Source organism: Nocardioides maradonensis (genome assembly GCF_054777115.1).
The window spans coordinates 40147-57665 of sequence record NZ_BAAHAZ010000008.1 but is presented as its reverse complement, the minus strand read 5'-3'; the positions used below and the strand labels follow the sequence as shown (position 1 = coordinate 57665).

15 protein-coding genes and 1 pseudogene are annotated in these 17519 nt (G+C 71.6%); 6 read left to right on the top strand and 10 right to left on the bottom strand.

The window, feature by feature from the left end:
- Nucleotides 1–11 precede the first annotated feature (11 nt).
- Genes ACYVAQ_RS11045 through ACYVAQ_RS11015 form a run of 7 tightly spaced genes read right to left on the bottom strand, consistent with a single transcriptional unit; the run spans nucleotide 12 to nucleotide 11037 of the window.
- On the bottom strand, nucleotides 12–635 hold the full coding sequence (locus ACYVAQ_RS11045) for a trimeric intracellular cation channel family protein (RefSeq protein WP_460789311.1): 624 nt from the start codon (nucleotides 633–635) through the stop codon (nucleotides 12–14).
- A complete protein-coding gene (locus ACYVAQ_RS11040) occupies nucleotides 629–1642 on the bottom strand; it encodes a zinc-binding metallopeptidase family protein (RefSeq protein WP_460789308.1) in 1014 nt (337 codons plus the stop codon). Before ACYVAQ_RS11040 ends, ACYVAQ_RS11045 begins: the two co-directional genes overlap by 7 nt.
- 34 nt (nucleotides 1643–1676) lie before the next feature.
- Nucleotides 1677–2555 (bottom strand): transglutaminase family protein, encoded by an 879-nt coding sequence (locus ACYVAQ_RS11035; RefSeq protein ID WP_460789305.1) that lies wholly within the window; start codon nucleotides 2553–2555, stop codon nucleotides 1677–1679.
- On the bottom strand, nucleotides 2552–5047 hold the full coding sequence (locus tag ACYVAQ_RS11030; protein WP_460789741.1) for a circularly permuted type 2 ATP-grasp protein: 2496 nt from the start codon (nucleotides 5045–5047) through the stop codon (nucleotides 2552–2554). The genes ACYVAQ_RS11035 and ACYVAQ_RS11030 overlap by 4 nt, the downstream gene beginning before the upstream one ends.
- Before the next feature lie 2 nt (nucleotides 5048–5049).
- The gene (locus tag ACYVAQ_RS11025; RefSeq protein WP_460789302.1) at nucleotides 5050–8385 is read right to left on the bottom strand and encodes a transglutaminase family protein; all 3336 of its coding nucleotides are present in this window, start codon (nucleotides 8383–8385) and stop codon (nucleotides 5050–5052) included.
- 57 nt (nucleotides 8386–8442) lie between these two features.
- Entirely contained in the window at nucleotides 8443–9873 is a 1431-nt protein-coding gene (locus tag ACYVAQ_RS11020) for an NAD(P)/FAD-dependent oxidoreductase (RefSeq protein ID WP_460789299.1), read from the bottom strand.
- 45 nt (nucleotides 9874–9918) lie between these two features.
- Nucleotides 9919–11037 carry a steroid 3-ketoacyl-CoA thiolase gene (locus ACYVAQ_RS11015; RefSeq protein ID WP_460789297.1) on the bottom strand — a complete coding sequence of 373 codons (1119 nt, stop codon included), beginning with the start codon at nucleotides 11035–11037 and terminating at the stop codon, nucleotides 9919–9921.
- 181 nt (nucleotides 11038–11218) lie between these two features.
- Between ACYVAQ_RS11015 and ACYVAQ_RS11010 the strand changes: the two genes are divergently transcribed.
- On the top strand, nucleotides 11219–12454 hold the full coding sequence (locus ACYVAQ_RS11010; protein WP_460789294.1) for a cytochrome P450: 1236 nt from the start codon (nucleotides 11219–11221) through the stop codon (nucleotides 12452–12454).
- A 10-nt stretch (nucleotides 12455–12464) separates the two neighbouring features.
- Nucleotides 12465–13700: a cytochrome P450 gene (locus ACYVAQ_RS11005; protein WP_460789292.1), complete on the top strand. Its 1236-nt coding sequence runs from the start codon at nucleotides 12465–12467 to the stop codon at nucleotides 13698–13700.
- 155 nt (nucleotides 13701–13855) lie between these two features.
- Here ACYVAQ_RS11005 and ACYVAQ_RS11000 read toward each other — a convergent pair whose 3' ends face one another.
- The 3 genes and pseudogenes from ACYVAQ_RS11000 to ACYVAQ_RS10990 form a co-directional block, all read right to left on the bottom strand.
- Nucleotides 13856–14392, bottom strand: coding sequence for an MOSC domain-containing protein (locus ACYVAQ_RS11000; protein WP_460789288.1), 537 nt, complete (start codon nucleotides 14390–14392; stop codon nucleotides 13856–13858).
- A 4-nt stretch (nucleotides 14393–14396) separates the two neighbouring features.
- Nucleotides 14397–15164 (bottom strand): type I methionyl aminopeptidase, encoded by a 768-nt coding sequence (map, locus tag ACYVAQ_RS10995; protein ID WP_460789286.1) that lies wholly within the window; start codon nucleotides 15162–15164, stop codon nucleotides 14397–14399.
- Nucleotides 15165–15384: 220 nt separating this feature from the next.
- Nucleotides 15385–15624 (bottom strand): annotated as a pseudogene (locus tag ACYVAQ_RS10990) (DedA family protein); the annotation flags it as partial.
- On the opposite strand from ACYVAQ_RS10990, the gene ACYVAQ_RS10985 reads away from it, so the two are divergent.
- The 4 genes from ACYVAQ_RS10985 (at nucleotide 15512) to ACYVAQ_RS10970 (ending at nucleotide 17480) form a co-directional block, all read left to right on the top strand.
- On the top strand, nucleotides 15512–15793 hold the full coding sequence (locus ACYVAQ_RS10985) for a hypothetical protein (RefSeq protein ID WP_460789284.1): 282 nt from the start codon (nucleotides 15512–15514) through the stop codon (nucleotides 15791–15793). The pseudogene ACYVAQ_RS10990 and the gene ACYVAQ_RS10985 overlap by 113 nt on opposite strands.
- Before the next feature lie 185 nt (nucleotides 15794–15978).
- Nucleotides 15979–16170 (top strand): hypothetical protein, encoded by a 192-nt coding sequence (locus tag ACYVAQ_RS10980; RefSeq protein WP_460789282.1) that lies wholly within the window; start codon nucleotides 15979–15981, stop codon nucleotides 16168–16170.
- Complete coding sequence (locus ACYVAQ_RS10975) at nucleotides 16145–16849, top strand: molybdopterin-dependent oxidoreductase (protein WP_460789280.1); 705 nt, start codon at nucleotides 16145–16147, stop codon at nucleotides 16847–16849. Before ACYVAQ_RS10980 ends, ACYVAQ_RS10975 begins: the two co-directional genes overlap by 26 nt.
- A 13-nt stretch (nucleotides 16850–16862) precedes the next feature.
- Nucleotides 16863–17480 (top strand): cytochrome b/b6 domain-containing protein, encoded by a 618-nt coding sequence (locus ACYVAQ_RS10970; protein WP_460789278.1) that lies wholly within the window; start codon nucleotides 16863–16865, stop codon nucleotides 17478–17480.
- Nucleotides 17481–17519 lie beyond the last annotated feature (39 nt).

Here is a 17519-nt window from a genome sequence, read left to right as displayed (position 1 = left end):
GGTCTCGGCGATCAGGTGCGGCGGCGCCAGAGGGTGGTGTCGTCGGGGTCCGGGGAGGTCCAGCCGCGCCAGATGGCGAGGAGGCGCCAGCCGATCGTGACGGCGGCGGCGACCGGGACCACCAGCGCGTCCGGCTGGTCGGTGCGGTGCCCGAGCACGGCCAGCCCCGCACCGACCGCGGCCGGGATGGCGTAGAGCTCGCTCTTGCGGAGGACCAGCGGCACCTGGCCGGTCAGCACGTCGCGGAGCACCCCGCCGCCCACGCCGGTGACGACGCCGAGCGCGATGGCACCGATCGGCGTCACCCCGTGGTCGGCCGCCTTCAGGGCACCGGCGACGCTGAACAGACCGAGACCGAAGGCGTCGAAGACGTTGATCGGCCGGCCGAGCCGACCGAGCTGCGGGTGGAAGAGAAAGGTGGCGAGACCGGCCACGATCGGGACCACGACGTACCGCCAGTCGGTGAGGGTGACCGGGGGAGTCGCCCCGATGAGGACGTCGCGGATCAGCCCGCCGCCGATGCCGGTCACCGCGGCCAGCACCATCACCCCGACGACGTCCATCCGGGCCCGGACCGCGGTCAGCCCGCCGGACACCGCGAAGACGAGCGTCGCGAGGAGGTCGACCGTCAGCACGAAGGGCCGGTGCCGTCGGCGGCCGAGCGCACGAGGTCGGCCACGAAGTCGAGCTTGTCCAGCACCGGGGGCGCGATGACGAAGGGGTAGAGGTCGTCGCGCCCCATGCTGCGGTTGATGACGTTGAGCGCGAGCGACAACGGCACCCAGACGCCGGTGACCACGTCGCGGAACAGCGTGAAGGCGCTGGGCGCCGCCACCGGGGTGAGCCCGTGGGCCGCCGCGGACTCGAGGGTGTCGGTGATGTGCAGGTAGTGCGCCCAGGTCTCCGCGAAGTCCTCGAACGGGTGCATCGTCGCGTACGTCGAGATGTACGACGTCTCCCAGTCGGCCGGCGGGCCCTGTGAGTAGTGGCGCTGGAGCGCCTCGTCGTACGACGCCTCCTCGTCGCCGAAAACGGCGCGACACCGCTCGATGAGGTTCCCGCCCCGGACCAGCTGCCACTCGTAGTAGTGCCCGATCTCGTGCCGGAAGTGGCCGAGCATCGTGCGGTACGGCTCGGCCAGGCGGGCGCGGATCTTCTCCCGGTACGCGTCGTCGCTCTCGGCGAGGTCGATGGTGATGACGCCGCCGTCGTGGCCGATGGTGACGTCGGCGGAGACGCTGGAGAGCAGGTCGAAGGCGAGCCCGTCGGTCGGGTCCTCCTCCTTCGTGCGGATCGGCAGCCCGAGGGTGTCCAGCTCGACGACCAGGTGGCGCTTGGCCTGCTCGGCCTCGGGGTAGTTCGCCAGCCCGACCGGGTCGTCGTCGCTGGGCCGGGTCCGGGTGAGGTCGCAGCTGAAGCACTGCCCGCCCTCGACGGTCGACAACCAGGTGCACCCGGACAGGTTGAGGTTGCGGCAGACCCACCACACCAGCCCGCCGGCGTCGACATAGCGTCCCTGGGCGTCGACGGGGACGATCGCGCCCTCGCCGCGCGAGTAGCCCAGCGCGGTCCCGCACGAGACGCACACCGAGTTCTCGAAGAACAGCCGGTTGCCGCAGGCGCGGCACGAGAAGGCCTTCACGGTCACGAGCGTGCCATGCGCCGCGAAGCCCGGTCTAACCCACGGGCGCGACGTCGACGGACACCTGCAGCGTCGACTTGCGGGCGTCGGTGAAGATCACGCCCTTCACCGGCGGTACGTCGGCGTAGTCACGTCCCCACGCGACGGTGACGTAGCGGTCGTCGGCCCACTGGTCGTTGGTCGGGTCCACCGCCAGCCACTCGTCCCGACCGGGGAGGCGTACGGCGACCCAGGCGTGCGAGGCGTCGGCGCCGACGAGGCGCTCCTGACCCGGCGGTGGGACGGTGGCCAGGTAGCCGCTCACGTAGCGCGCGGCGAGCCCGTGCGAGCGCAGGCAGGCGAGGGCCAGGTGCGCGAAGTCCTGGCACACGCCGGCGCGTGCCTCGAGGACCTGGGCGACCGTGCTGGTCACCGTCGTCGCGGTCTTGTCGTAGGCGAAGTCCGCGTGGATGCGCGCGACCAGGTCGGTGACGGCCTCGCCGATCGGGCGGCCCGCCACCAGGGACGACGCGGCGTACTCCCGGGCCTCGGCGACGTGCTCGGCCTGGGAGGACGGCAGCGCGAAGTCGGTCGCGAGCCACGCGTCGGGCGGGGTGGTCACGCCCAGCACCCGCGCCTGCTCCCAGGGTCGGGCCAGCGCCTCGGCGTCGTACGTCGGCGTGGTGACCGTGACGTTGCTGGTGGCCGTGATCTGCAGCTCGGTGTGCTGCTCGCCGACCTGGAAGTAGGAGACCGTGTTGCCGTAGTAGTCCTCGTCGAGGGCCGTGTCGGAGGCGCGGGGCTGCAGGTCGACCCGGGTGTCGGCGACCTCCTGCCACGGCAGCGCCCGCGGCACGAGGTGGGCAAGCCCGAGGCTGTCCGTCACGGGCTTGTCGTAGGTGTAGGTGGTGCGGTGGGTGACGCGGTACCTCATCGCACCGCCCCCGCCTGCACCTCGGTCAGGGCGAGCGCGGTCAGCGGCTGCGGGGCCGGGCCGCTGGCGAAGTGGACCTCGGCGATCGAGGCGGCGATCTGGTCCAGCTGCGTCGTCGTCTCGGCGAGGAAGCGCTCCAGGTAGGGGCGGCTGGTGCCGCCGATGGCGACGAGAGCGGCGACGTCGACGTCGGCGAGGGTCCGGGCGAGCTCCTCGACCATCCGCTCCGGCCGGGTGGACCCCGTCGACGCGGGCAGCGCCCCGAGGTGGTCGGGCAGGCTCGCCACGCAGAAGCGCAGCGACCGGGGGTTCTCCGGATCGGTGAGCAGCAGCTCCAGGACGCCGCGGGAGCGGACGTAGCCGCGGTAGCGGCGCCGGTGGGTGACCTGGCTCTCCGCCGCCGCGAGCACGCCGTTGAGCACCTCCCGGTCGACGTCGATGCCGCGCCGCACGGTCGTGGTGCCGAGCAGCGTGCAGAGCTGGAGACCCCGCTCGATCGCCCGCCCCGCCTCGAGCAGGTGCCAGCCGGGGTCGCGGATCATGCTGGCGGACACCCCCTGCAACGAGAGGATCCCGGTGAGCATGCGACCGGCGGAGTCGGCGACCTGGTGGGTCGCCCGCGACTCGCGCAGCGCCGCCTGGGCCCGCTCGGCGGTGCCGAACACCCGCCAGGTGTCACCGGAGACCTGGTCGCGCACGCCCTCCAGGGCGTCCCGCAGGGCCAGCAGGGACTGCGCCGCGGACCCGGGTCGGTCCGTGTCGAGCAGCAGCGAGCGGAACTCGTCGTCCAGGTCGGGGTAGCGCCGTCCGGCGAGGACCCCGAGCGCGTCCATGAGGATGCGCACCCCGGAGGCACCCGCCGAGGTCGGCCGGGTGTTGAGCAGCTCGGTGCTGGTGTGCGCCGCGAGCACCAGCCGGATCAGGTCCTCGGCACGCTCGGCGTACCGGCCGAACCAGAACATGTCCTCCAGGGCACGCGGCACCAGGACGGTCGAGGCGCGGGTGGCCGTCATCGGGAGCACGTCGGAGAGGCCCTGGTCGGTGTCGGCCGGGTCGGCCTTGAGCACCCAGACGTCCTTGGTCGAGATGGTGCGGTGGTCGTCGTCCAGGACGTCGGCCATGCCACCCATCAGGGGCCGGTACGCCGAGCCGTACCGCAGCGTGATGGTGCGCAGCGTGATCGGGCGCGAGCTCGCCGACCGCGGGTCGTCCGGTGCCGCCTGCCAGACCGGTGCCTGGGAGAGCGGCAGCCGCTGCTGGCCGACGAAGCGGTGCGGCGCCTGCAGGATCCGCGCGCGCAGCTTCTCCGGGCTCAGCCGAGCCAGCCCGGCGACGCTGCCGTCGAGCGAGCGGACGGAGATGGTGCCGAGGTTCGCGAGCACGTGCGCCAGCCCGTCGGGGTCGCCGCACCACCAGGTGTCCGGGCTGCGCAGGCGCAGCTCCTCGCCGAGCAGCGCCTCGCACGCCGCCGGCAGGTAGGGGAGCAGGCCGGGGTTCTCCATCACGCCGGCGCCGAGCCCGTTGACGAGCCGCACGCGGCCCCGACGTACCGCCTCGACGAGACCGGCGACACCGAGCTGGCTGTCGGCACGGAGCTCCAGGGGGTCGCACCACGGCGCGTCGACGCGCCGCAGGATGACGTCGACCCGCAGCAGCCGGCCGCTCTGCGGCCAGCCCGGTGGCTTCATCCAGACCCAGCCGTCCCGGACGACCAGGTCGCTGCCCTGGAGCAGCGGGAAGCCGAGGCTGGAGGCGAGGAACGCCTGGTCGTACGCCGTCTCCGAGTGGGTGCCCGGGCTGAGGACGACCACGCGCGGGTCGGCCATGTCGCCCTGTGCCGACTGGAGCAGCGCGCTCCGCAGGGCGGCGAGGTACGGCGTCAGCCGGTGCACCTCCGCCTCCTGGTAGAGCTCGGGCAGGACCCGCGACAGCACCCGGCGGTTCTCCATGGCGTAGCCGAGGCCCGACGGTGCCTGGATCCGGTCGGCGAGGACGCGCCACTCGCCGGACGCGTCACGGCCGAGGTCGGTGCCCGCCAGGACGAGCCGGCGCGGGTCGATGGCGCTCGGCCGGGCCACGACCCTCGTGAACCCGGCGTGCGCGAGGATCACCGGCGCCGGGATGAGGCCCCGGCGCAGCACCTCCTGCGGTCCGTAGATGTCGGCGAGCAGCGCGTTGAGGAGCTCCGCCCGCTGAGCCAGCCCGACCTCGAGGGGTGCCCAGGTCGCGGCGTCCAGGACCAGCGGGACCGGGTCGAGGCGCCACGGCTCCGGCCCGCGGCCGGGCCGGTTGTAGGTTACCGCGTCGTCGGCGAGGAAGGACTCGATCTCGCCGTGCACGCGACGGAGGTCGTCGGGCGTCAGCTCCACCGCCGCGTGGGCGAGCGAGCGCCACGCCGGACGCAGGCCGCCCTCGGTGTCGACGACCTCGTCGTACCGGGGCGTGCCTCCCAGCGTCGGTTGCCCGACGGACGCCGCGTAGTCGCGGAGCACGGTCAACGGGCCTCCTGCCGCGCTCGCTCGACCCGGCCGGCCCGGGGTGCACGGCGCAGGTCGAGGGTGGACGGGTGGTCCGGGTCGCGGGCGTGGCGGCCGCGCTCCTCGATCGCCGCCACGTCGAGTCGGCCCGCGGTGTGCCCGAACGGCTCGAACCGGCTCGCGCGCCGCGCCTCCGCCTCCTGGGCGTTGACCGGCGGGACCTCGTAGCCGCGACCGCCCTGGTGCATGACGTGGTACGTCGCCCCGCCCAGGCTCACGCCGCTCTCGCGGTCGACCACGTCGAAGTGCAGCGGCGCGTGCACGGGGATGCTCGGGTGCAGGGCCGACCAGGGCTGCCAGGCGCGGTAGCGCACCCCGGCGTACGAGCCGGGTGCGTCGGCCGTGGCACGCGTCGGGGTCAGGGGCACGGGGACACCCTGACACGTCAGCAGCTGGCGCGCGGGGTCCAGGCCACGGACGGAGACCTGGATCCGCTCGAGGCTGGAGTCGACGTACCGCGCGGTGCCGCCGGAGGTCGCCTCCTCGCCGAGCACGTTCCAGGGCTCGATGGCCTGGCGCAGCTCCAGCGCGACCTCGCCCTGCGGGGTCCGGATCGTCGTGGCGCCGATCCGTGGGAAGCGGAACTCCGTGAACGGCGCGAGCCACTCCGGCTCGAAGGCGATGCCGTGCTGGCGGAGGTCCGCGACGACCTCCTCGATGTCGGCCGTGCAGCCCGCGGGCAGCAGGAAGTCGTCGTGCAGGGAGGTGCCCCAGCGGACCAGCGGGCGGGAGTTCGGGCTCTCCCAGAACATCGCGACGAGGCTGCGGACCAGCAGCGCCTGGACCAGGGCCATCTGCGGGTGCGGGGGCATCTCGAAGCCGCGCAGCTCCAGCAGGCCGAGGCGTCCGCGGGAGCCGTCGGGGCTGTAGAGCTTGTCGATGCAGAACTCCGCGCGGTGGGTGTTGCCGGTCAGGTCGGTGAGCAGGTGGCGCAGCGCGCGGTCGACCAGCCACGGTGCCGGGTGGCCGTCGGCCTCGTCGGTCAGGTGCCGCAGCTCGGCAAGCGCGATCTCCATCTCGTAGACCGCCTCGGGGCGGCCCTCGTCGAAGCGCGGCGCCTGGCTGGTCGGTCCGATGAAGCGGCCGGAGAACAGGTAGGACAGCGACGGGTGCCGCTGCCAGTAGGCCACGAGGCTGGCCAGCAGGTCCGGTCGTCGCAGCAGCGGCGAGTCCACCGGCTGGGTGCCGCCGAGCGTGAGGTGGTTGCCGCCGCCGGTGCCGGTGTGGAGGCCGTCCAGGTCGAACTTCTCGGTGGTGAGCCGGGTCAGCCGGGCGGCCTCGTAGAGGCGCAGGGTGAGGTCGCGCTGGTCGCCCCACGACGCGGTGGGCTGGACGTTCACCTCGATCACGCCCGGGTCCGGCGTCACGACGAGCTGGGTCAGGCGCGGGTCCGGCGGCGGGCCGTAGCCCTCGAGCACCAGGCGCACCGGCGTACCGCTCTCGGTGAGGTGGGTCGCCGCGGTCTCGATCGTGGTGAGCAGGGCGGCGTACGCCTCGAGGGTGTCGGTCGGCGGGAGGAAGACGTGGACGACGCCGTCGCGCGCCTCGATGGCCAGCGCGGTGGTGGCCGCACCCACCGGTGAGGTGACGGAGACCGTCGGGACCGACGCGACGAGTGGCGGCCCCGCCTCGAGGTACGACGGCTCACCGGGGTGCTCGGGATCCTCCCAGGCGATGCTGTCGAGGGGGAGCCGCAGGCCCACGGCACTGGTGCCGGGCGTGAGCACGAGGCGGCCCCGGCGGAAGCGCCAGGCGGGGCTGGTCCAGTCGCCGCTCGTCGTGACGGGGAGGACCCAGCCGGTCGGCTCGGTCGTCGCCGCGTCCAGCTCGGCCGTCTCGCGGAGGACCTCCTCGGCCGAGGTCGGCTCCTCCTCCGGCCGCGGGCCGAAGGGCTGGCGCAGCTCCGCGGCCACGGCCGCCAGCGGGTCCTCGTACGCCGGGAGCAGCTGCTCGGCCGGCAGGCCGAGGACCGCGGTGATCTGCTCGGCCAGGGCCGCGGAGGTCTCGCCCGCCCGCGGGTCGCGCTCGCCCTCGTCCCACGGGTCGGCGAACAGGCCAGGGTCGGTCCAGAGCGGTACGCCGTCGGTGCGCCACTGCAGCGCGATGTTCCAGCGGGGGAGCGGCTCTCCGGGGTACCACTTCCCCTGGCCGCGGTGGACCGCGCCACCGTCGGCGTACACGGCCCGGAGCCGTTCGGCGAGCTCGCCCGCGAGCCTGCGCTTGTGCGGCCCGTCGGCGTCGGTGGTCCACTCGGGGCTGGTCGCGTCGTCGAGCGCCACGAAGGTCGGCTCGCCGCCCATGGTGAGCCGGACGTCGCCCTCGACCAGGCGCCGGTCGACGGCCTCGCCGAGCGCGTCGATCCGCCTCCACTGCGCGTCGTCGTACGGCTTGGTGACTCGCGGGTCCTCGTGGGCCCGGGTGACCACGTTGACGAAGTCGAAGGTGACCTCGACCGGGTCGGTCGCGCCCTCGATCGGCGCGGCGCTGCTGGGGTGCGGAGTGGCGCTCAGCGGGATGTGGCCCTCGCCCGCGAAGAGCGCGCTGGTCGGGTCCATGCCGACCCAGCCCGCCCCGGGGACGTACACCTCGGTCCACGCGTGCAGGTCGGTGAAGTCGGCCGCGGGGCCGGAGGGGCCGTCGAGCGCCTCCTGGTCGGCCGTGAGCTGGACCAGGTAGCCCGACACGAACCGGGCGGCGAGCCCGTACTGGCGCAGCAGGCTGACCAGGAGCCAGGCCGAGTCGCGGCAGGAGCCCACCGCCAGCTCGAGCGTCTGGTCCGGTGTCTGCACGCCGACCTCCATCCGGACGCTGTAGGCCACCGCGCGGTGGACGGCCGCGTTCAGGTCGGCGAGGAAGGTGACCGTCGGTACGCCGTCCTCGGGCAGCTCGGGGAGCTGCGCGCGCCAGCGGGCCGCCGCCTCGCTGTCCTCCACCGGGCGCAGGTACGGCGCCAGGTCCGCCGCCAGCTCGGTCTCGTAGGCGAACGGGAAGCGCTCGGCGTACTCCTCGATGAAGAAGTCGAAGGGGTTGATCACGACCATGTCGGCGACCAGCCCCACGGTGATCTCGAGCTTGTCGACCTTGTCCGGGAAGACCAGCCGGGCCATCCAGTTGCCGAACGGGTCCTGCTGCCAGTTCAGGAAGTGCTTCGCCGGGGTGACCTCGAGCGAGTACGCGTCGATGGGCGTGCGGCAGTGCGGCGCCGGCCGCAGCCGGACCACGTGCGGCCCCACCGCCACCGGCTCAGCGAAGGTGTACGTCGTGCGGTGCTCGAGCGCGACCCTGATCGACATGGGGCAAGCGTGCACACGTCGTGTTGCATTGCGGTAACGGGGAGGCTGCGGGACCGGTCAGACCTCGAGGTTGGCGCCCCGCCGACGGTTGTCGGTGAGGCTGGCCTCCTCGGCGGCCTGCTGCTCGAGACGGGCGCGGATCTCGTTCCACTCGGTGGCGGAGGCAGCGACGGCGGCCGTGCCTCCCTCGAGCCGGGCGATGGCACGACGGGCGTAGATCTGCTGGACCGTGGCGGTGCGCTCGGAGCGGTCGTTGGTGATGAAGGTGACCAGCCAGTGCAGCAGCGCGGTGAACCGGTTCTTGAAGCCGGTCAGGTAGAGCAGGTGCACGGCCAGCCACATGAACCACGCGATCAGGCCGGTGAAGTGCAGCTTGCCGACGAGCGCGACGGCGTTGAACCGGGAGATGGTGGCCATCGAGCCCTTGTCGAAGTACGAGAACGCCTCCGGGGGCGCCTTCTCCTCGACCCGTCGCGAGATCGTCTTGGCCGCGTACTTGCCGCCCTGGATGGCGACCTGGGCGACACCCGGGAGGTTGTCGAGGGCCATCATGTCGCCGACGACGAACACCTCGGGGTGGCCCGGGAGGGTCAGGTCGGGGTTGACCTGGATCCGGCCGGCCCGGTCCAGGGGAGCGCCGGTCTGGTCGGAGAGCGTCGTGGTGAGCGACGACGCCTGGACGCCGGCGGCCCACACCTTGGTCGCCGCCTCGATCCGGACCGAGGAGCCGTCCTTGTACTGCAGCTCGATGCCGCGCTCGTCGACGTTCGTCACGATGCCGCCGAGCATGACCTCGACGCCGCGCTTCTCCAGGTTCTTCTGCGCGACCTGGCCCAGCTTCGCCCCGAACGGCGGGAGCACCTGCGGGGCGGCGTCGACCATGACCACGCGCGCCTTGCGCGGGTCGAAGCTGCGGAAGTCGTCGCGCAGGGTGTTGTGCGCGAGCTCGGCGATCTGGCCCGCCATCTCGACACCGGTCGGTCCGGCGCCGACGACGACGAAGGTGAGGTAGCGATCCAGCTCCTCCTTGGCCTGGGCGAGCTCGGCGAGCTCGAAGGCTCCGAAGATCCGGCCGCGCAGCTCGAGGGCGTCGTCGATGGTCTTCATGCCGGGCGCGAAGTCGGCGAACTGGTCGTTGCCGAAGTACGACTGCCCTGCGCCGGCGGCGATGATCAGCGAGTCGTAGGACAGCTGGTGCACGCGTCCCTGGATGTCGGAGGTGATCGTCCGCGCCCGGAGGTCGATGGCGTTGACCTCGCCGAGCACCACCCGCGCGTTCTTCTGGTGCGCGAGCACCTCCCGCGTCGGCGGCGCGATCTCGCCCTGCGCCAGGATGCCGGTGGCGACCTGGTAGAGCAGCGGCTGGAACAGGTGGTGAGTGGTCTTCGAGATCAGCGTGACGTCGACGTCAGCGCCCTTGAGCGCCTTCGTGGCGAACAGTCCGCCGAAGCCGGAGCCGATGACGACGACGTGGTGACGGGAGCCCATGTCCCGAGTCTTGCAGGTCCGGACCCCGTGTCGCAGGTAGGAGCTTCAGATCCGCTCGATCACCGTGGCGGTCGCCATCGCGCCGCCCGCGCACATCGAGATGAGCGCGGTGCCCTCGTCGCGCCGCTCGAGCTCGTGCAGCGCCGTCGTGATGAGGCGTACGCCGGTGGCCCCCACGGGGTGACCGAGCGCGATCGCGCCACCGTTCACGTTGACCTTGTCCATGTCGACGCCGTGCGCGCCGGCCCACGCGAGCACGACCGAGGCGAAGGCCTCGTTGACCTCGAAGATGTCGACGTCGCTGATCGCCATGCCGGTCCGGTCCAGCACGCGCTGGGTGGCGGCGATGGGGCCGTCCAGGTGGAAGTACGGGTCCGACCCGACGAGTGCGTGGAACGCGATCCGGGCGCGGGGCCGCAGGCCCAGGCCGCGGGCCTTGTCCTCGTCCATGATCAGCACCGCGGCGGCGCCGTCGGAGATCTGCGAGGACGTGCCGGCCGTGTGCAGGCCGCCCTCGAGGACGGGCTTGAGGCCGGCGAGCGACTCGATGGTGGTGTCGCGCAGGCCCTGGTCGGTGTCGACGTCGCGGTACGCCGCGATCTCGCGCTTGAACCGTCCCTCGTCGACCGCGACGCGGGCCTTCGCCTGCGAGGCGACGCCGAACGCGTCCAGGTCGGCGCGGGTGATGCCGTGGTGCTTCGCGATCCGGTCGGCGCCCTCGAACTGGTTCGGCATGTCGATCGTCCAGTTCTCGGGGCGCGGGTCGCCCATGCCGGCCGGCACGTTGGCGCCGAGCGGGATCCGCGACATCGACTCCACACCGCAGGCGATGCCGGTCTCGATCGACCCGGCCCGGACGAGGTCGTTCACCAGGTGCGCGGCCTGCTGACCCGAGCCGCACTGCGCGTCGAGCGTCGTACCGCCCGTGTGCTGGGCGAGACCTGCGTGCAGCCACGCGCGCCGCACGGTGTCGTTGGACTGCTCGCCGGCCTGGGAGACGATGCCGCCGATGACCTGCTCGACGAGGTCGGAGTCGACGCCGGCGCGGCGCAACACCTCCGACTGCACGAAGCCGAGCAGGTTCGCGGGGTGCACGTCGGCGAGCCAGCCGTTGCGCTTGCCGAGGGGAGTACGGACTGCTTCGACGATGACGGGGTTGCCCATGCGCACCAATCTAGCACCGAACTAGAACGTGTTCTCATTTGATCCGGGACGCAGTTATGAAAGTCTTTCGTATTTCTCCGAGACGCTGTAGCGTGCGAGTAGAACGTGTTGCAGACGATGTCGATCAGGGCCGTCTGCCCGAGCGAAAGCGACCGACGCAGTGACCCAAGCAGCGACGCCCGTGACCGGACTCGACCTCCCCGCGGGATGGGACCCGACCGATCCCGACATCAACGCTGTCGCCCTCCCGCACGAGGAGTTCAAGGCGATGCGTGCCCACGCGCCGATCCACTGGGTGGAGCAGGTCCCCGAGGCCCGTGCCGGCTTCCTGGACACCGGCTACTGGGCCTGCACCCGGCACGAGGAAGTGCGTCACGTCTCGAAGGACAACGAGAACTGGTCCACCGAGGAGAACGGCGTCATCATCCGGTTCGCGCCGGACATGACCCGTGACCAGGTCGAGGTGCAGCGCGCGATGTTGATCCACCGCGACCCGCCGAGCCACACCAAGATGCGCGGCATCGTGTCCCGCGGCTTCACCCCGCGCGTGATCGCGGCCCTCAAGGAGGTCCTCCAGGACCGTGCCCACGAGATCGTCCAGCGTGCCGTCGATACCGGCAGCGGCGACTTCGTCGAGCAGATCGCGGCCGAGCTGCCGCTGCAGGCGATCGCGGACTTCCTCGGCGTACCGCAGGAGGACCGGAAGAAGCTCTTCGAGTGGTCCAACCAGATGATGGGGTACGACGACCCGGAGATCGGCGCCGACCCGGCGATCGCCTCGATGGAGATCCTCGGCTACTTCGACCAGCTCGCGAACGAGCGGCGCGCGAACCCGCAGGACGACATCGTCACCAAGCTGATCAGCGTCGGTCAGGACGACGACCACGGCGCGCTCACCAACGACGAGTTCGGCTTCTTCGTCATCCTGCTGACCGTCGCGGGCAACGAGACGACGCGCAACGCGACGACGCACGGCATGCTCGCCTTCCTGGAGAACGCCGACCAGTGGGAGCTCTGGAAGCAGCAGCGCCCAGAGACCGCGATCGACGAGATCGTCCGCTGGGCGACCCCGGTGACCGTCTTCCAGCGCACCGCCAAGCAGGACACGGTCCTGGCGGGCCAGGAGATCAAGAAGGGCGACCGCGTGGGCCTGTTCTACGCCTCCGCCAACTTCGACGACACCGTCTTCGAGGACCCGTTCACCTTCGACATCCTGCGCGAGAACAACCCCCACGTCGCCTTCGGCGGCCACGGCGCGCACTACTGCCTCGGTGCCAACCTGGCGCGGCTGCAGATCAACCTGATCTTCAACGCGATCGCCGACCTGGCGCCCGACATCAGCCTCGCGGGCGAGCCGCGCCGGCTGCGCAGCGGGTGGCTCAACGCCATCAAGGAGATGCACGTCAACTACAAGTGAGGTAGCCGCGATGGCCGTCGTACTGCCCCCGGGCTTCGACTTCACCGATCCCGACGTGAATTGGGAGGCCGTTCCGCACGAGCACTTCCGTGCGCTGCGGCAGAGCGCTCCGGTGAGCTGGATCGAGCAGAAGCCCGGGTCGTACGACGGCTTCGCGCCCGAGTCGGGCAACGGCTACTGGGCGGTGACCCGGCATGCCGACGTCGCCGCGGTGTCGCGCAACAGCAAGGTGTTCTCCTCCGAGGAGAACGGCGCGATCATCCGTTTCCCCGAGGGCATGACGCGCGAGATGCTCGAGCTGCAGCGGGTGATGATCCTCAACCAGGACCCGCCCCAGCACGAGACGATGCGTCGGATCGTGTCGCGGGGCTTCACCCCGCGCGGGATCGAGCAGATGAGGACGACGATGCGCGAGCGAGCCGTCCGGATCGTCCAGGAAGCGGTGGCGTCCGGCTCCGGCAACTTCGTGGAGGACGTCGCCGCCGAGCTGCCGCTGCAGGCGATCGCCGACCTCATCGGCGTACCCCAGGAGGACCGGAAGAAGCTCTTCCACTGGTCCAACTCGATGCTGGCCAACGAGGACCCGGACTTCGCCGGTGACAACCAGGACGCGGCCGCCGAGGTCCTCATGTACGCCATGGCGATGGCGGCCGAGCGCAAGGCGGCTCCGCGTGACGACATCGTCACCAGGCTGCTCGACGCCGACAACGACGGCCGAGGTCTGACCGACGACGAGTTCGGCTACTTCGTGATCCTGCTGGCGGTGGCGGGCAACGAGACGACCCGCAACGCGATCACGCACGGCATGGACGCCTTCCTCGACAACCCCGAGCAGTGGGAGATCTGGAAGCGCGAGCGGCCGGACACGATGGTGGACGAGGTCGTCCGCTGGGCCACACCCGTCACGGTCTTCCAGCGCACGGCGATGGACGACGTCGAGGTCGGCGGCGTGCCCGTCGCCAAGGGTCAGCGGGTCGCGATGTTCTACGCATCGGCGAACTTCGATGAGTCGGTCTTCGACGATCCGTTCACCTTCGACATCCGTCGCGAGGACAACCCGCACGTCGGGTTCGGTGGCCACGGTGCGCACTACTGCCTGGGTGCCAACCTCGCGCGCCAGGAGATCTGGATGATCTTCAACGCGCTCGCCGACCACGCGCCGGACATCAGCCGGCTGGCCGGGCCGAAGCGGCTGCGGCACGGCTGGATCAACGGCATCAAGGAGCTCCGGGTCAGCTACTCCTGAGGCGCTGTAACACGCCATCCGGCGCTGTAACACGCCATCCGACGCTGTAACACGCTGCTTGCCGCTGTGGGTGGGCCGAGTTGCGGTGTAGTACGGCGAGATCTCGCCGTACTACAGCGACGGACAGCGTGTTACAGCCCGTCGGCGTCGCCCGATCAGACCCGTGTCAGCGCGAAGTGCGGCTCCGGCGGGAGGTCAACGCCGATGGCGGTGCCCGGGGCGACGACACCACCACGGCTGACGATGCCCATCACACCGGCGAGGCGCTCGACGCTGCCGTCGGCAGCACGCCGCACGAGGCGTTCGAGCAGGCCGGGGGAGAAGGCGTCGATCTGCACGCACGGGTTGCGCAGCCCGGTCACCGTGACGACGGCGTCGCCGAGGGTGAGGCGGGTGCCCACCGGGAGGCCGAGCAGGTCGACGCCGCGGGTGGTGATGTTCTCCCCGAGCTGCCCCGGAGCGACGTCGAAGCCGTCGTCCGCCAGGTCGTCGAGCAGCTCGCCGTGGATCAGGTGGACCTGGCGCAGGTTGGGCTGGGACGGGTCCCGGGCCACCCGGGAGCGGTGCTGGACGGTCACCCCGAGGTGCGCGTCGCCCTCGACCCCGAGGCCCTCGAGGAGCCGGATCTCGTCGTACGACGTCTTGCTGAACTCGTGCGAGGCGTGCCGGTGGACCGCCACGACCTCCGCCATCGCGTCAGTCCCGCGCGGTGAGGACGAGCGGGTCGCCGCTCGTGATCGCGACGGTGTGCTCGACGTGGGCGCCGCGCGAGCCGTCGGCCGACCGGATGGTCCAGCCGTCCGGGTCGAACACGATCTCGTCGGTGGAGTGCAGGAACCACGGCTCGATGGCGATCACCAGGCCGGGCTTGAGCTTCAGGCCACGGCCGGGGCGACCGTCGTTGGGCACGTGCGGCTCGCCGTGCATCGTGCGACCCACCCCGTGACCGCCGAACTGCAGGTTGACCTTCAGGCCGGCCTCGTGCGCGACGTTGCCGATCGCGAAGGAGATGTCGCCGAGCTTGTTGCCCGCGCGTGCCGCCGCGATGCCGGCGTCGAGCGCCTTCTGGGTGACGTCGATGAGCTGCTGGTCCTTCGGGTCCGGCGTGCCGACGATGACCGAGAGCGCGGAGTCGGCGACCCAGCCGTCGACGGAGGCGGCGAAGTCGACCGACAGCAGGTCGCCGTCCTGCAGCACGTAGTCGTGGGGGAGGCCGTGCAGCACGGCGTCGTTGACGCTGGTGCACAGCACCTTGCCGAACGGGCTCGCGCCGAAGGACGGGTGGTAGTCGATGTAGCAGGACTCCGCGCCGGCGTCCTTGATCATCGTGTGGGCGAGCTCGTCGAGCTCGAGCAGGTTGACCCCGACGGCGGCCTTGTCGGCGAGGGCGCTGATCACCGACGCGACGAAGCGCCCGGCGGGCTGCATCTGCTCGATCTGGGCGGGGGTACGAAGCTCGATCACGGGTCCAGCCTAGGTGGTCGACGCCCCGCTCGAGGATCCGCCACCGCCCGGGGTCGAGGCGCGCCTGCACCAGGACCATGACCACGACCACCGCGATGACCAGGTAGGTCGAGTAGTGGTCGATCCGGTCGATCACGTCGACGGCCGGCTTGCCGATGGCGTAGCCGAGTCCGACGACCGGTCCCACCCACAGCACGGTGCCCAGCAGGTCCAGGGCGAGGAAGGTCCGCAGCCGCATCCCGGACAGCCCTGCGCCGACGTACACGAGCAGCGACGGGATGGGGAGGTAGTACGCCGACGGGACCAGCGCCCAGCCCCATCGTGCCGCTGCCCGCTCGAGGCGGGCGATGCGTGCCTCGCGCCGCGTGACCTCGCGCGGCGAGGTGCCGCGGCCCAGGAAGAGGTGGAGGGCCCGGTCGCCCCACCGTCGCCCGGCCCACCAGAAGACCCAGTCGAACATCATGCTGCCCGGAACCCCGGCGAGGATCGCCGCCCACAGCGGCAGATCACCCAACCGGCTGTGCGCGCCGACCGTCACCTCGGCGGCGCTCGACCCGCCGAGGACCTCCAGCAGCAGCGGGTGCGACCCGATCAGCGCCGGCGTGAGCGGCCACAGCGCGAGCGTGTAGACCCCCATCACCACGAGCAGCGCCGAGAGAACGAGATCCGCGCGACCATGCGAGGACCGCGTCTCCGGAGGTCGCGAGACTGACGTCATCGGCGCAAGTCTGGCACCGGCGTACGCTGGTGAGGTGGGCCGGCTCTGAACCGAACCGCGCGTCACCTCGTGTCCTCGCCAGGAGGTGCTGACAGCATGCGGAGCCCCGCACTGGTCGTCGGAGGGGTCGTGGTCGCCTTCTTCGGCGCGATCTTCAGCCTGCAGGGCTTCGGGGTGCTCGGGGGCAGCCCGATGAGCAACACCACGTTCTGGTCGGTCGCCGGACCGGTCATCGTGGTGGCCGGTCTGCTCGGGGTGTGGCGTGGAACCCGGGGACCGTCCGCCTAGACGGCCGGAGGGCGCCCCGGTCGGACGACGCCTGGTCCTGGGTCTGCTCGGTCTCGGCGCCGCCGGCGTGGTCGTCGGCAGCACGGTCCAGGACCGGCTGTCGAGCTGGCTCGGCACGCTCGAGATGCACGACCCGACCGGCCTGACCTCGCTCATCCCGCTCGGCGACTCCTTCCGCTACTACTCGGTGACGGGCGGGGTCCCGACGGTCGCGGACGCGGCGTACCGGCTGGCCGTGTCCGGAGAGGTCGCGCGCGCGTCGTCGTACTCGCTGGCGCAGCTGCACGCGCTGCCGCAGACCTCCTTCGTCGAGGAGTTCCAGTGCGTGACCGGGTGGCGGGTCCCGGACGTGGCGTGGAGCGGCGTACCGCTGTCGGTGCTGATCGAGCGCGCCCGCCCGACCGCACAGGCGACGGCGGTGCGGTTCACCTCGTTCGACGGCACCTACACCGAGAGCCTCACCATGGCCGAGGCGATGCGGCCCGGAGTGATCGTCGCGCTGCGGATGCTCGGTGCTCCGGTGACCCATGACCACGGTGGCCCGGTCCGGATGTACTGCTCCGACATGTACGGCTACAAGAGCACGAAGTGGCTCTCCGGGATCGAGCTGACGACCACGGAGATCCCGGGCTACTGGGAGCCGCGCGGCTATCCCATCGACGGGACGATCGAGGGCTAGGAGGATCGCCGTGGTGGTTGCGGTACGTCGGTTCGGCGTGGCTGTCCGCGTCGTGCACTGGACCACCGCGCTGCTGATGCTGACGTGCATCGTCACCGCCGCGATCCTGTACAACGGCTCGCTGGGCATCGCGGTCGGTCATCGCCGACTGGTCGAGCAGATCCACGTGTACGGCGGCTTCGCCCTGCCGGCTCCGATGCTGGTGGGCATGGTCTCCCGGGCCTATCGCGGCGACATCGCGCGCCTCAACCGCTTCACGAGGTCCGACTGGCGGTGGCTGCGCTCGCGCTCCCGGCGCGACGGCACGATCCGCGTGGGCAAGTTCAACGCCGGACAGAAGCTCAACGCCGCGCTCGCGGCCGGTGCGATCCTGGTCCTCTTCGGGACCGGGCTGCTGATGTACTACCCGTCGCTGGTCCGCCTGACCTGGCGCACCGGCGCGACGTTCGTGCACGACTGGTCGGCGCTCGCGGTCGGCCTGCTGGTGCTGGGACACGTCGGCTACGCGCTGTCCGACAGCGAGGCGATGCGCGGGATGCGCACCGGCAGGGTCTCGGCCGCGTGGGCGGCCGAGGAACACGCCCTGTGGGCGGAGGAGCTGGATCAGACCCGGGCCCCGGACCAGCTGTAACCCGACCGACGCACGGGGGGCCTTGTCGTGCCCGTCCCG